The sequence below is a fragment of the Nocardioides sp. genome (assembly GCF_964228225.1).
Classification (GTDB): Bacteria; Actinomycetota; Actinomycetes; order Propionibacteriales; family Nocardioidaceae; genus Nocardioides.
Map to the genome: position 1 here is coordinate 40,609 of NZ_CAXQZB010000051.1, position 14,538 is coordinate 55,146.

The 14,538-nt window shown below is 73.0% G+C and carries 12 protein-coding genes; 7 read left to right on the forward strand and 5 right to left on the reverse strand.

From position 1 onward, the window contains the following. The 4 genes from ACERUJ_RS12890 (at position 1) to ACERUJ_RS12905 (ending at position 4,181) form a co-directional block, all read left to right on the forward strand. Complete coding sequence (locus ACERUJ_RS12890) at positions 1 to 816, forward strand: YqjF family protein (protein ID WP_370248987.1); 816 nt, start codon at positions 1 to 3, stop codon at positions 814 to 816. Between the two features lie 241 nt (positions 817 to 1,057). Beyond that, positions 1,058 to 1,723, forward strand: a complete 666-nt coding sequence (locus ACERUJ_RS12895; protein WP_370248989.1) for a TetR/AcrR family transcriptional regulator — start codon at positions 1,058 to 1,060, stop codon at positions 1,721 to 1,723. Positions 1,724 to 1,806: 83 nt separating this feature from the next. Further along, entirely contained in the window at positions 1,807 to 3,321 is a 1,515-nt protein-coding gene (locus ACERUJ_RS12900; RefSeq protein WP_370248990.1) for a flavin-containing monooxygenase, read from the forward strand. 26 nt (positions 3,322 to 3,347) lie between these two features. Then, positions 3,348 to 4,181 carry an SDR family NAD(P)-dependent oxidoreductase gene (locus tag ACERUJ_RS12905; protein WP_370248991.1) on the forward strand — a complete coding sequence of 278 codons (834 nt, stop codon included), beginning with the start codon at positions 3,348 to 3,350 and terminating at the stop codon, positions 4,179 to 4,181. Positions 4,182 to 4,238: 57 nt separating this feature from the next. Here the strand turns inward: ACERUJ_RS12905 and ACERUJ_RS12910 are convergent, their stop codons facing one another. Together ACERUJ_RS12910 and ACERUJ_RS12915 are read right to left on the reverse strand one after the other, a co-directional pair. Next, a complete protein-coding gene (locus ACERUJ_RS12910; protein ID WP_370248993.1) occupies positions 4,239 to 5,498 on the reverse strand; it encodes a DUF1501 domain-containing protein in 1,260 nt (419 codons plus the stop codon). 67 nt (positions 5,499 to 5,565) lie between these two features. Continuing rightward, positions 5,566 to 7,065, reverse strand: a complete 1,500-nt coding sequence (locus ACERUJ_RS12915; RefSeq protein WP_370248994.1) for a DUF1800 domain-containing protein — start codon at positions 7,063 to 7,065, stop codon at positions 5,566 to 5,568. A gap of 333 nt (positions 7,066 to 7,398) precedes the next feature. Between ACERUJ_RS12915 and ACERUJ_RS12920 the strand changes: the two genes are divergently transcribed. The 3 genes from ACERUJ_RS12920 to ACERUJ_RS12930 are packed head-to-tail and all read left to right on the forward strand — an operon-like array spanning position 7,399 to position 11,154. Next, entirely contained in the window at positions 7,399 to 9,420 is a 2,022-nt protein-coding gene (locus ACERUJ_RS12920; RefSeq protein WP_370248995.1) for an LTA synthase family protein, read from the forward strand. After that, entirely contained in the window at positions 9,417 to 10,826 is a 1,410-nt protein-coding gene (locus ACERUJ_RS12925; RefSeq protein WP_370248996.1) for a hypothetical protein, read from the forward strand. Before ACERUJ_RS12920 ends, ACERUJ_RS12925 begins: the two co-directional genes overlap by 4 nt. A gap of 49 nt (positions 10,827 to 10,875) precedes the next feature. Next, positions 10,876 to 11,154, forward strand: a complete 279-nt coding sequence (locus ACERUJ_RS12930) for an HU family DNA-binding protein (RefSeq protein ID WP_370248997.1) — start codon at positions 10,876 to 10,878, stop codon at positions 11,152 to 11,154. Between the two features lie 230 nt (positions 11,155 to 11,384). Here the strand turns inward: ACERUJ_RS12930 and ACERUJ_RS12935 are convergent, their stop codons facing one another. The 3 genes from ACERUJ_RS12935 to purF form a co-directional block, all read right to left on the reverse strand. Next, positions 11,385 to 11,552 (reverse strand): DUF3073 domain-containing protein, encoded by a 168-nt coding sequence (locus ACERUJ_RS12935; RefSeq protein WP_370248998.1) that lies wholly within the window; start codon positions 11,550 to 11,552, stop codon positions 11,385 to 11,387. Between the two features lie 189 nt (positions 11,553 to 11,741). Further along, positions 11,742 to 12,857, reverse strand: coding sequence for a phosphoribosylformylglycinamidine cyclo-ligase (gene purM, locus ACERUJ_RS12940; RefSeq protein WP_370248999.1), 1,116 nt, complete (start codon positions 12,855 to 12,857; stop codon positions 11,742 to 11,744). 7 nt (positions 12,858 to 12,864) lie between these two features. Beyond that, complete coding sequence (gene purF, locus ACERUJ_RS12945; protein ID WP_370249001.1) at positions 12,865 to 14,409, reverse strand: amidophosphoribosyltransferase; 1,545 nt, start codon at positions 14,407 to 14,409, stop codon at positions 12,865 to 12,867. Between the last annotated feature and the right edge of the window lie 129 nt (positions 14,410 to 14,538).

A 14,538-nucleotide genomic window follows, 5' to 3' on the forward strand; every position in this document is an offset into this window, starting at 1 on the left:
ATGAGCACCGAGGCCGCCCCGCACCTCCCCGCCCCCGAGCCGGTGAGCCCCACCGCGCCGGCCCTGACCGGCTCGGTGCTGATGCAGCAGGACTGGCGCGACCTCACCTACGTGCACTGGGCGGTGGATCCCGAGCGGCTGACGCACCTGATGCCGCCGGGCGTGCGCCCCGACGTGCACGACGGCGCCTCCTACGTCGGGCTCGTCCCGTTCCGCATGGTCGACGCCGCCCCCTTCCGGCTGCCCGGCGTGCCGTGGCTCGGCACGTTCCTCGAGACCAACGTGCGCCTGTACTCCGTGGACGCCACCGGCCGGCGTGGGGTGGTGTTCCTGTCCCTGGACTGCGACCGCCTCGCCGTCGTGCTCGGCGCCCGGATCGGGTTCGGCGTCCCGTACCGGTGGGCCCGGCTGCGGCACGGCGTGACCACCGACCTCGCCACCCGACGTCCGGTCCACACCTACGAGGGGGTGCTGCGCCGCGCGAAGGCGGGGGTCCAGGGCCGCAACAGGGTCGTGGTGGCGGTCGGTGACCGACGGCCCGCGACGGCCTTGGACGAGTTCCTCAGCGCCCGCTGGGGCCTGCACTCGGCTCCGCTCGTCGCCGCCCGCCGCACGCTGTACGTGCCCAACCAGCACCCGGCGTGGCCGCTGCACGACGCCGAGCTGCTCGACCTCGACGCCGAGGTGCTCACCACCGTGGGCCTGCGCGACCTCGGCCCCGAGCTCGCCCGCCGCGCCCCCGACCACGTCGCCTTCAGCCCCGGGGTGCACACCGAGTTCGGGTGGCCCGGATCCGCCGCCCGCCCCCGCCCCTGATCCCACCCTCGGTCGCCGCGCCGCGGAGCGCCCCCCGACCCGGCTCGGGGGCCGCGGGCCCCACCGACAATTCGTCAGGTACCTGACGAATGGTGCGCCGAACGGTCCGTTTCGGGCCCTCGCAGGTGCAACTCGTGAGGTACCTGACGTTTGTCCCGACGCGCCGGCCACGCCCCGGCCAGGGGTAAACTGCGGATGCTCGATTCCCGATCCCACTCCAGACGCCGCACCCGGGGGCCCCATGACCACGACCGGCCGCACCTACGGCGGCGAGTCCGCCGCCGACCGCGCCGCGCGACGGCGCACCCAGCTGCTCGACGCCGGCCTGGAGGTCTTCGGCACCGACGGCTACCGCAAGGCCACCGTGCGGCAGCTGTGCCGGGAGGCCAAGGTGGCCGACCGCTACTTCTACGAGGAGTTCCCCGGCACCGAGGACCTCCTCCTCGCCGTCTACGACCGCTGCCTGGACCGGCTGCAGGCCGCGGTGGTGACGGCGACGTCGCAGGCCGCGCACGAGGAGCTCGCGACCCTGGCCGAGGCGGGACTCACCGCCTTCTTCAGCACCCTGGCCACCGATCCCCGCACGGCCCGCGTGGTGTGGTTCGAGATCCTCGGCGTCAGCGCCCGGGTGGAGGCGCACTACCTGCGCCGCACCGAGGAGTTCGGGGCGCTGCTGGCGGGCGTGGTGGACGACCGCGGCGTGCTCGACTCGGTCCCGGCCGACCAGCGCCGGATCCTGCTGCAGGCCCTGGTGGGCGGGATCAGCCAGGTCGTCCTGCACTGGGCCTACGACGGCGCCACGACGCCGCCCGACCAGCTCGTGCCGCCGCTCGTGCGCTTCCTCCTCGCCGGGGCGGCCGCCACCACCGGACCCGCTGTGACCGGGGCCACCGACCTCCCCCATTGAGGAATCACCCGTCCTCAGAATAATCTGAGGACGTTGAACATCACATCGGGGGCCGTCCGCCCCCGACCACCCCAGGAGACGCCGTGAGCAGCACCGCCGCCACCCCCGCCCCCGCCGACCAGGCGGCACAGTCCGACGCCGTGCGCGAGGCCACCGTCGTGATCATCGGCAGCGGCTTCGGTGGCCAGACCGCCGCCCTGCAGCTGGCCGAGCGCGGTGTCGACGACGTCGTCATCCTCGAGCGACGCGACTTCATGGGCGGCACCTGGTGCCAGAACTCCTACCCCGGCGCGGCCGTCGACGTGCAGAGCCCGCTCTACTCCCTGGTGGGCGAGCCCTACCGCTGGTCGAAGATGTTCGCCGAGCAGGCCGAACTGCAGGAGTACACCGAGCACGTCATCGCCAAGCACGGCCTGCGCGAGAAGACGGTCACCGGCGCCAACGTCGTCGCGGTGCGCTGGGAGGAGGAGCACGGCGCCTGGCGGATCGAGACCGAGGCGGCCGGCACCTTCCGCGCCCAGTTCCTCATCAACGCCTCCGGCCCGCTGAGCACGCCGGTCATCCCGCCCTTCCCCGGTCGCGAGGAGTTCCGCGGCGTCACGTTCCACACCAACAACTGGGACCACTCCGTCGACCTCACCGGCAAGAAGGTCGCGATCATCGGCTCCGGCGCCAGTGCCGCCCAGGTGATCCCCGCCATCCAGCCGCAGGTCGGCGAGCTGCACGTCTTCCAGCGCAGCCCCCACTGGGTCATGCCGCGCCCCGACCGCGACTTCTCCGCCTGGCAGCAGCGCCTGCTCGGCATCAAGCCCCTCTACAAGGCCCTGCGCACCTCGATCTACTGGAGCCTGGAGACCCGCGTGGTCGGCTTCAAGTACTCCGACGCCGCGCTGAAGAAGCTGGCCCAGGACAAGGCGCTCAAGCACCTCGAGCGCCAGGTGCCCGACCCCGAGCTGCGCGCCAAGCTGACCCCGGACTACACGATCGGCTGCAAGCGGATCATCCTGTCCAACACGCTGTACCCGGCGCTGTCGGCCCCCAACACCACCCTGCACGACCGCACCGACGGCATCGACCACCTCGACGCCACCGGCATCGTCACCGCCAGCGGGGAGCACCTCGACCTCGACGTCATCGTGTGGTCCACCGGCTACGACGCCACCGACGGCGTGATCTCCTACCCCGTCGTCGGCCGCGAGGACCGCGCCCTGGCCGACGTGTGGGCCGAGTTCCCGCGCGCCTACCTCGGCACCACCGTGCCCGGCTTCCCGAACCTGTTCGTGGTCACCGGCCCCAACACCGGCATCGGCCACACCAGCGCCATCTTCGTGATCGAGTCGCAGATGAAGTACGTCATGGACGCGATCGAGAAGGTCCGCACCTCCGGGCGTCGCAGCATCGAGGTCACCGCGCAGGCCGAGGAGGACTACACCGCGATGATCCACCGCGAGATGGAGCAGACGGTGTGGAAGAAGGGCGGGTGCCACTCCTGGTACCAGTCCAAGTCGGGTCACGTGATCGCGATGTTCCCGGGCTTCTCCTTCACCTTCCGCCGCCTCGCCGCGAAGTTCAAGCCCGCCGACCACGTGCTCTCCTGAGCACCGCGACCCACCAGGAGACACCGATGAAGGACCTCACCGGCCGCGTGGTCGTGATCAGCGGCGCCGGCTCGGGCATGGGCCGCGCCTACGCCGTGGAGGCGGCCCGCCGCGGCGCCACCCTGGCGATCCACGACGTCGACGCCGACGGCCTGGCCGGCACCGCCGCGCTCCTGCCCGCCGGCACGACCGTGCTCTCGCAGGTGGTGGACGTCGCCGACCGCGACGCCGTCTACGCCCTCGCTGAGCGGGTGCTGACCGACCTCGGCCCCGCCGACGTCGTCATCAACAACGCCGGTGTCGAGGGGTGCGCGAAGCCGACCTGGGCGTTCACCGACGCCGAGATGCAGCGTGTGCTCGACATCAACCTGTGGGGCGTCGTGCACGGCACCCGGGCGTTCCTGCCGCAGCTGCTCACCGGCGACCTCGGCGCCCTGGTCAACGTCTCGAGCCTCTTCGGCCTCGTCGGGGCGCCGAACCAGGCCGACTACTGCGCGAGCAAGTTCGCCGTGCGCGGCTTCTCCGAGGCGCTCGCGGCCGAGCTCGCCGACACCCACGTGCGCGTGCACCTGGTGCACCCCGGCGGCATCGCCACCAACATCGCCCGTTCCGAGGCCAGCGCGGGGTTCGCCGGGAAGTACCTCAAGACCTCGGCGGAGTCGGTGGCCGTGCGCGTGCTCGACGCCGTCGGCACCCGTCGCACCCGGATCGTGCTGGGCCACCGCGCCCCCACCACCTGGCTGGGCGCCCGCGTGCTCCCGCCGTGGCTGATGGTGCGGATGATCTGGCGCGACCTGCGCCCGATCCTGGACCTGCAGCACTACCCGCCCACGGGCGACACCCCGCTGCCCACCCGCTGAGCCACCTCGGGGCGCCCGCGGGGGGCGTCGTACCGACGACGGGAACCGGCGGGCGCGTCAGGCCATCGCGCCGACGGCCTCGGGGGTGAAGCCGGGGAAGATCGTGGAGCGGGAGCCGGAGAGGTCGCTGAAGCGCGAGCCGAGCACCTCCCACAGCACGCTGCGGTAGTCCTGCCCCAGCGCCAGGTCGCCGTCCTCGAGCTGGGCCAGGCCCGGCCAGCGGCCGTGCACGGCACCGCCGTTGACGCCGGCCCCGAGCAGGAACGTGGCGTTGCCGTAGCCGTGGTCGACGCCGCCGCTGCCGTTCTCCTCCACGCGGCGGCCGAACTCGGTGAGGGTCACCACGGTCACCCGTGACGCGGCGGTGCCGAGGTCGAGCATGAACGCCGCCAGCGAGGAGGCGAAGTGGGTGGCCTGGTCGACCATCCAGCCGCCGTCGACGCGACCGAGGTCGGCGTGCATGTCCCAGTCGCCGTAGTCGATGGCCACGATCCGGGTGCCGAGATCCGCACGGATCAGGGCGGCGGTCGAGGCCAGCACCTGCTGCAGCGGGCCCTCGGGGTAGGCCAGCGTGTGCACGTTGCTGTCGACGGCGTCGACCAGCGGGCTCAACCGCTGGGTGACGCCGATCGCCGTGCGCACCCCGGCCGCCAGCGGCGTGGTGGAGGTGCCCCAGGCCCGGGTGAGGGCGGTGCGGCGGGTCTGGGCGGAGGTCCCGACCTCGGGCATCGCGAGGTCGGAGAGGTCGTAGGCCGACAGCGCCGGCGCCGGGCCCACCAGCGACGCCGGGGCCAGCGGCACGCCGAGGGCGACGGCGTCCTCGGGCAGCGGCGAGGCCGAGAGCCCGGTCATGCGGTTGATCCAGCCCACGCGGGAGACCGTGCCGGGGTCGGCGTCCTCCATCTCCTCGGTGGCGTCGAAGTGGCTGCGGTTGGGCGCCGAGAGGCCGACGGCGTGCACGGCCCCGAACACCCCGGCCTGCCAGAACGGCATCAGCGGGGCGAGGGCGGGGTGGAAGCCGAAGCGGGGGTCGTCGCCCAGCAGCACGCTCTCGGGCACCACGAGGTTCGGGCGCGCGGCGGCGAGCAGGTCGTGGTCGGCGCCCCGGGGCACCACCAGCGACAGGCCGTCGGCACCGCCGCGCAGCGAGAGCACCACGACGACGTTGCCGCCGGGCTCGGCGCCGAAGGCGACCTGCCGGTGGGCGTCGCCGATCAGCTGGCTCACGGTGCCGAGGGCGGCGCCGGCCGCGATCCCGCCGAGCAGGCGGCGGCGGCTGGTGCGGAACTCGGGACAGCCGCAGTCGGTGGTGGTCATCGGCGTTCTCCGGTCATGGGTGCGGGCTGATGCGGGCTGGTGCGGGCGGGGTCGGGCTGGTCGTGGCTCAGCGGTGCAGGTGGATCGGGCTGTCGAGCAGCGCGACCAGCAGGCGCCGGAAGGTCCAGTAGTCCGAGAGCAGGTCGGCCCGGGTGACGGTGCGCGACAGTGGGATCCCGACCAGGGCGCTCACCGCGGCGCAGGTCCCGGCGTCGGGCTTCTGACCGAGCAGGTTGAGCCCGATGTTGGTGACGACGGCCTGCAGGGTGGCGGGCATCGTGACCGGGAGCATGCTCACGGGGTCGGGGAAGACGGCGTCGAAGGTGGGCCACCAGCGCGAGGCCAGGTCGCGGTGCAGCCGGAAGCTGGTGAGCACCCGGCCGGCGCTGGACCAGGCGGCGCCGGTGATCGGGTAGCCGTCGGGGGCGTGCCACTCGTAGGGCGCGTTGTCGGTGCCCGAGTAGTGCCAGTACATGGCGTTGGCGAAGGACTCGTCGTTCGAGGGCCGGTTCATCGCGATCCCCAGCGCGCGCAGGGTGGCGATGTAGTCCTCCATCGGCGTGCGCACCTTGCCCAGCGGGGCGCTCTGGAAGCCGGGGTGGCTCACCAGCGCGCGCAGGGTCGGCTTGATGCTGGTGCCGTTGGCGAGGTAGGCCTTCGCGACGGCGTCGACGTGCGCCGAGCTGGGCTTCTCCGAGGAGAACACCGTGCACAGCCGCCGGGCGAGCCGCCGCGCGGTGGCGGGGTGTCGGGCCAGGTAGCTGAGGTAGGCGTCGGTGGCGGCGCGCCCGTCGGGGTTGCTGTTGGCGTGGGAGAAACCCATCACCTTCACCGGCCGGGTGTCGTGCACCGTGGGGTCGTAGAAGGAGCGGAAGGCCGGCCACCACACGTCCACGCGGTAGCCGGTGAGCATCCGCGCGGAGGCCTTGACGTCGGCCTCGGTGTAGCCGCCGTCCACGCCCACGGTGTGCAGCTCGAGCAGCTCACGGCCCAGGTTCTCGTTCGGCGCGTCCTTGGTGGAGGAGGCGTTGTCGAGGTAGAGCCCCATCGCCGGGTGGGTGATGGTGGCCTTGAGCAGCTTCTCGAAGGAGGTCAGGGCGTTGAGGCGGATGACGCGGTCGTAGTCCCAGCGCCAGTACCAGGCCTCGTCGTGGTAGATCGGCACGTGGAGCAGGTTCGACCAGAAGTCGACCATCACCTCCGCGACCTGGCGGCGGCTGTACACCCGACGCGCCACGGTCCAGCGGCTGAAGTCGCGCATGACCTCCCACGGCAGGTCGGTCCCGGCCGCCTGGGCCTGGAAGATCTGCAGCGGGCTCATGGTGAGCGCGGGGAACCAGGAGTTGAGCGCGGTGCCGAGCACGTCGGTCACCGAGCTCGGCAGCAGCTGGGCCTCGAACCACGTCCGGGAGCCGCCGGCGAGGCGGACCTCGTCCCCGAGGGCGGGGGTGAGTCCCCAGCTGAAGCGGCGCACGAGGTGGCGGTCCGCAGCGCCCAGCGGCGTCACCTTGCGCTTGCCCAGGGGCGCGGTGCGCACCGCCTGACGACGGGGCCGCGTCAGCGGCACCTCCTGGACCCCAGGCGGATCGACGACCGGCATCCGACTCTTCCCTCCCTCAGGCGGACCGGTCCTCCGGGCCGCCACTCCACGCTAGGAACATCGCCACCGTCCGCACCACGGCCGCGCGCCCAGGTCCGGCCGGACCGTCCGAACCAGGACCCGGGCCCCCCGAACGGGTCAGGCCGGACGCCCGATCGGCCAACCGTTACCCCGGGGGGCATGAGGAGGATGTTGGCAAAACGACATATCCGCCAGGGTGAAGCCCAGACTTCGGGACCGTAAACTCGCGGAGAGACCCGCTGCCGCCAGGTGGCGTACCGAGGCGGAGGGCGACCACCGATGGCGAAGACGAGCTCCGCGGCGCCTCCCGCCGGGGAGGACGAGCGCCGCGAGGGTCGCCCGCACGGGTCCTCCTGGCGCGCCTTGGTCTACGCCCAGCGCGTCACGGTGTTCGGCGCCATGGTGTGCGCGCTCATCCTCGAGCTGTCCGGCCTGATCGGTGAGGGCGGGGTGTGGTGGCAGTCCACCTTCATCAGCGGACTGAGCTACATCGCCGACTCCATCGTGATCTGGCTGGTCATCATGGTGCTGGTCGGTCTCACCAACCGCGTCACGCTCTCGGTCGGCATCGTGGTGGCGCTCAGCGTCGTCATCGCCGTCACCAACCGGGTCAAGCTGGGGCTGCGCGCCGAGCCGGTCTACCCCAGCGACATCGACTTCCTGCGTCAGCCGGCGTTCCTGGCCGAGATGGTGGCGCCGGCGTTCCTCGTGCTCGCCGTGATCGCACTGCTGGCCATCGTCGTCATCGCCTGGCTGCTCGGACGCCGGTTCGAGCCGCCGCTGGCGCGCATCTGGCCGGCGCACCTGCCGCTGCGCCGCCAGCTGGCGGCGGTGCTCACCCGCGCCGCGCTGATCACGCTGGTCATCGTGCTGCTGGCCGACACCACCCGGTTCAACGCCCCGGGCAACGCCTGGCGCGGGCTCTACGAGGCCGGCGGCGACCGCTGGCGGTACTGGAACCAGCGCACCAACTACCTCGCCAACGGCTTCGTGGGCGGCTTCCTCTACAACATGCCGACCACGGCCATGGCCACGCCACAGGGCTACGGACCCGAGGCGATGGACGCCCTCGCCGCCCGCTGGACGCGGGCGGCCGCGCAGGAGAACCGCGGGCGCACCGGGTCCCTCGACGACACCAACGTGGTGTTCGTGCTGAGCGAGTCCTTCAGCGACCCCACGCTGCTGAAGGGCTTCGAGCTCGAGCGCGACCCGATCCCGCTCACCCGCGCCCGGATGGCGCGGATCACGAGCGGCACGATGATGCCCCAGCTCTACGGCGGCGGCACCGCCAACATGGAGTTCGAGGCGCTCACCGGCCAGTCGATGGGCCTGTTCGAGCCCCAGCTCTCCTCGCCCTACCAGATGCTCCTGCCCGGCTTCGAGGACTACCCCTCGGCCGTGGGCTGGTTCGCCTCCCACGGGCACACCCCGATCGCGGTGCACCCGTACCTCACGAGCTTCTACAAGCGCAACGAGGTCTACCAGACCCTCGGCTTCACCGACTTCATCCACGACACGACGATGGAGCGGCCCACCCGGATCGACGACAACCCCTACATCTCCGACGACGCCGCCTTCGACGAGGTGCGCGACCGGATCACCGCCTCCGACTCCCCGCTGATGGTCAACCTCGTGACCATGCAGAACCACATCCCGGTCGACGGCAACTACGCCGACCCGATCCCGGTCAGCGGCGTCGACGGCACCCAGGCCGACCGGCTCGGCAACTACGCCCGCGGCATCGAGTACACCGACCGGGCCCTCAACCGGTTCCTCAACGGCCTGAAGCGCTCGGGCGAGAAGACCATCGTCGTCTTCTACGGCGACCACCTGCCCGGTATCTACGACGGCGCGATCACCGACGCCAACCCCGACCTCGGGCTCTACCGCACGCCGTTCCTGATCTGGAGCAGCGAGGGCCAGCGGGTCGAGCGGCGCGCGGCCTACACCAGCCCGATCCACTTCCTCCCGATGCTGTACGACGTCGCCGACGCCCCCATCCCGCCGTACTTCCTGCTGCTGGACCGCTGGTACCGCTACGTCAGCGCGATGGAGCTGGGCCGCTGGTACACCCCCGACGGCCGCAAGATCAGCGAGGCCGACCTCGACCCGCAGGGACGCCGCGTGCTGCAGGACCTGCGGATGGTCCAGTACGACTTCTCCATCGGGCAGCGCTACGCCCTGGAGCGGATCTGGCCCGGCTCGCTGGGACCGGCCCCGACCGAGGTCGGAAGCACCCCCGACGCCGACCCCGACGCCCCCGTCGGCCCGCCGAGCGCCGTCCCCGATCCGGCCGAGTGAGCACCGACCCGGCCGCCCCCGGCCCGTCCTTCCCCCGCTACGCCACCCACGCGCGGGTGCGGGAGGTCGTGCTCGTCCGCCCCGGCCCGCTCCCACCGGCGCCCTACGCCGGCGTCGAGACCGACCTGGTCCGCGGCCGCGGCCACGCGGCCCTGCACCTGGGCGACTGGTCGCTGAGCGCCCGAACAGGACGCGGGGGCGTGGTCCTGCAGGCCTCCCACGCCGGGCGCCGGCTCGACGTCCCCGCCGGCCCCCGCACCCGCTGGCGGCGGTGGCGCACGCGCACCCGCACCGCCGAGGTGCTGGCCCTGACCCTCACCGGCCCGTGCGCGGTGGCCTGGACCCGCGACGCCGACGGCTGGACGGCGCGGGCCCGTCTCGACCTCGCCGGCGCGCCGGGCACGCCGGTGCACCCCACGGGGCCCGGTGGCGTCCACGACCCCGCCGTGCTCGCCACGCTGCGCGCCGAGGGCGACCGCCACGGCGCCTTCGGAGGGCTCGGGCTGCGGGACCCCCGGCTGGTCACCCACGCCGACGGCACGCCGTGGCGCGAGGGCGACGACGTCCTGGTCACCGCGACGTCCGCCGGACCGGGCGGATTCCGCACCGGCCACACCTCCGTGTGGGCCTTCCACACCGGCACCGGCGCGCTCACCCACCGCGGCGACCTCTTCGCGCGTCGCGGCGGCGCGGTGGTGGGCGACCACGCCGTCCACCTCGTGCGCGAGGACGACGGGTGGCTGCTGGCCACCAGCACCTGGGGCGACTTCGACCTCGGCGACCGGCCACGCGTCGGTGTGGGGCTCGCCCGCACGCGGGCCGACGTCACCCGCGGCACGCACGTGCTCGACACCGAGCCGCTGCCCCTGCCCACGGGCCCGCATCGAAGCGTCGGGGTGTGGGACCCCCACCTGCGCCGCGACGCCGACGGCGTGTGGCACGTCGCGTTCGTCAGCGCCACCCGGTTCTTCGACTTCCATCCCGTGCTGGCGCGCGGGACCGAGCTGAGCGGTACCGGACTCACGTGGGTGGCCGCCGCAAGCGATCGTCACGCCTGCGAAGGCGTCACCTGGGCCCGGGACACCACGGGGCGCTGGTGGCTGCTCGCGTCCGAGGGCGGCGACGGCGATCCCGAGCACCGGCTGCGCTACCCCGTCTTCGACGCCGGGCTGCGCGCGGTGGCGACCCTCGGCGCCGACTTCCCCGGCAACATCCCCTGGCCCACGCTCCTTCCGGGCCTCCCCGGCTCCCCCGGCAACCAGGCACCGTGGATGATGGGGTTCGACGGCGTGTCGGCCGGGGGTCCCGTACTCCCCTACGGCACGCACGGCGCGCTGGTCCTCCAGCGCCCCGTCGGGGGCGGCGACCACCCGGGAACCCCGGGCGATCACCCCAGCTGCCACTGACGGGACCGACCCCGGGCACCCGCCCCCCACCGACCCAGAAGGGATCACCATGAACCGCACCGAGCTGCGCGAGGCCGTCGCCACCCAGACCGGGCTGAGCGGCGCTCAGGCCGACCAGGCCCTCACCGCCGTCCTCGACGCGATCACCGCCGCCCTCGCCAAGGGCGAGAAGGTCACCCTGCCCGGTTTCGGCACCTTCGAGACCCGTGCCCGCTCGGCGCGCGAGGGCCGCAACCCGCAGACCGGCGAGACCATCCAGATCGCCGCCAGCGTCCAGCCCGCCTTCAAGGCAGGCGCGGGCCTGAAGAAGGCCGTCTCCGGCAGCTGAGCCACCGCCGGGGCGTCCGCCCCGACGACGACACGACGGGCCGGCCCCCTGGTGGGGGCCGGCCCGTCACGCTTGTCGGGGGGCGGCGGCGCAGCGTCGGGGCACAGGTCAGCCCCGCCACGGGCGCAGGCGGACGCATCGGGGACCCGGAGTCACCGCCCAGCGCGTGCGGTCAGGCTGACGCGACCCGCGCACCCCGGAGGATGCGGGAGCGAGGACCGCTCGGTGAGTCAGTCGCGTGCGGCGTAGTCGGACCACTCGTCGTGGTCGTCGGCGTCGGGCTGGTTCTCCTCGCCGTGCAGCTCGCGCGCGAGGGCGCTGAAGTCGGTCTCGTGAGTCCGGTACTTCAGGTCTCGAGCAACCTTGGTCTGCTTGGCTTTCGCACGGCCGCGGCCCATAGGGTCCAGCCCCCTCGCACACTTGGCCGGGCGCCATCACGGGCCCGGACTGTCTCAACAGAATCTCGTGGGGACAACGCTACCCGAGGCACGGCTGTTCCGGCATCCCACCTCGGGACGAAGTGCCCCGAATGCTGTCCGGATCACACCCGAGGCGGCCCCGAGGCGGCCCTGAGCAGCCCCAGCGGCTCAGCGCGCGGGGTGGTCGCCGACCAGGCGCACCGTCCCGGCACCCTCGGGGTCGGCGTCGACCTCGCCGGCCACCCAGGCGTGGATGCCGTGCTCGGCGAGCGTCGCCACGCCGGCGTCGACCGCGTCGGGGGTCATCAGGGCCACCATCCCGACGCCGCAGTTGAGCGTCGCCTCGAGGTCGGCGCGCTCCACGCGCCCCACCTCGGCGACGACGTCGAAGATCGGCTGCGGGGTCCAGCTGGCCCGCTCCAGGGTCGCGCGCAGCTCCACCGGCATGACGCGGGCGAGGTTGGCCGCCAGCCCACCGCCGGTGATGTGCGACATCGCGTGCACCCCGCCGGCGGCGGCGAGGTCGAGACACGCCTTGGCGTAGATCCGGGTGGGCTCGAGCAGCTCCTCGCCCAGGGTGCGGCCCAGGGCGGCGACGTCGCGGTCCAGCGCCCAGCCGGCCTCGGCGAGCAGGACGTGGCGCACCAGGGAGTAGCCGTTGGAGTGCAGCCCCGAGGACGCCATCGCGACCACGACGTCGCCGGGCCGGACCCGGCCGGGGCCGAGCAGCGCGTCGGCCTCGACGACGCCGGTGGTGGCACCAGCGACGTCGTACTCGTCGGGGTGCAGCAGGCCGGGGTGCTCGGCGGTCTCGCCGCCGACGAGCGCGCAGCCGGCGACCACGCAGGCCTCGGCGATGCCCTGCACGATCGCGGCGATCCGCTCCGGCACCACGCGGCCGCAGGCGATGTAGTCGGTCATGAACAGCGGCTCGGCCCCGCACACGACCAGGTCGTCGACGACCATGCCCACGAGGTCGAAGCCGATGGTGTGGTGCACGTCCATGGCCTGGGCGATCGCGACCTTGGTGCCGACGCCGTCGGTGGAGGTCGCGAGCAGGGGGCGGGTGTACTTCGTGAGCGCGGAGACGTCGAAGAGCCCGGCGAAGCCGCCGAGGTCGCCGATCACCTCGGGACGCCGGGTGCGTGCGACCGAGGCCTTCATCAGGTCGATGGCGCGGTCGGCGGCCTCGATGTCGACGCCGGCGCGCGCGTAGGCGTTGCCCACCGGCGTCGTCGGGACCGCGGCGGCGGCCGGGGAGCTGTCGGTGGGGTGCGGGGTCATGCGGGCCTCACGGGTTGTTGAGCACGGGGAGCGCCTTGCCGAAGGTCGGCGCCTGGATGGAGGTCTCGAGCAGGTGCTTGCCGAGCAGGCTCTCGTCGGGGAGCGGGACGGGGTACTCCCCGGTGAAGCAGGCCGTGCAGAGCTTGTCGGCGGCCTGCTTCGTGGCGCCGATCATCCCCTCGAGGGAGATGTAGCCCAGGCTGTCGGCGCCGACGCTGGCCGCGATCTCCTCGACGTCGAGACCGTTGGCGATCAGCTCGGCCCGGGTCGCGAAGTCGATGCCGTAGAAGCAGGGCCACTTCACCGGCGGGCTCGAGATGCGCACGTGCACCTCCAGGGCCCCGGCCTCGCGCAGCATCCGCACCTGGGCGCGCTGGGTGTTGCCGCGCACGATGGAGTCGTCGACCACCACGATCCGCTTACCGCGGATCATGTGCTCCAGCGCGTTGAGCTTGAGCCGGATGCCCAGCTGGCGCAGGGTCTGGCTGGGCTGGATGAAGGTGCGCCCGACGTAGGCGTTCTTGACGAACCCCTGGCCGAACGGGATGCCGCTCTGCTCGGCGTAGCCCGCGGCCGCCGGCGTGCCCGACTCCGGCACCGGCATCACGAGGTCGGCCTCGACGGGGAACTGGCGGGCCAGCTCGCGGCCCATCTCGACCCGGGCCTCGTGCACGCTGCGCCCGGCGATCGTGGCGTCGGGGCGGGCGAGGTAGACGTACTCGAACACGCATCCCTTCGGCGCCGCCTCGGCGAAGCGGTGGGAGCGCAGGCCCTGCTCGTCGATGACGATCATCTCGCCCGGCTCGATCTCGCGCACGATGCTCGCCCCGACCGTGGCCAGGGCGGCGTCCTCGGAGGCCACCACCCAGCCGCGCTCGAGCCGGCCCAGGACCAGCGGCCGGATGCCCTGCGGGTCGCGGGCGGCGTAGAGGGTGTGCTCGTTGATCCACACGAACGAGAAGGCACCGCGCACCAGCGGCAGCACGTCGAGCGCGCGCTGCTCCAGCGAGGTGTCCGGGTGGTGGGCCAGCAGCGCCGTCACGAGGCTGGTGTCGTTGGTGGCGGCCTCGAGCTCGCGGGAGTGGATGTCGAGCTCGCCGTCGTCGCTGGGCAGGTCGCGCACCAGCTCGGCCAGCTCGTGGGTGTTGATGAGGTTGCCGTTGTGCCCCAGCGCGATGGAGCCGTCGCCGGTGGGGCGGAACGTCGGCTGGGCGTTCTGCCACGTCGAGGCGCCGGTCGTGGAGTAGCGCGAGTGCCCGATCGCGACGTGGCCGCGCAGCGAGGCCAGCGTCGACTCGTCGAAGACCTGCGAGACCAGCCCCATGTCCTTGTAGACCAGGATCTGACGGCCGTTGCTGACCGCGATGCCGGCCGACTCCTGCCCGCGGTGCTGCAGGGCGTAGAGACCGAAGTAGGTCAGCTTGGCGACGTCCTCGCCCGGGGCCCACACCCCGAACACGCCGCAGGCGTCCTGAGGTCCCTGGTCCTGCGGGTCCAGGGCGGCGGTGAGCCGACCGTCACCGCCCCGGCGTCCGCTCGTCTCGTAGGGCACCACCCCATGGTAGGGCTGCCGGCGCCCCCGGGTGGAACCGTGGGACGCTCGCGGACGATCCTCTTGCGAACGCCACGTCACAGGTAGGCTGTCCCTGCCGACGCGAGCGGCACGCGAGGACGGGGGGAG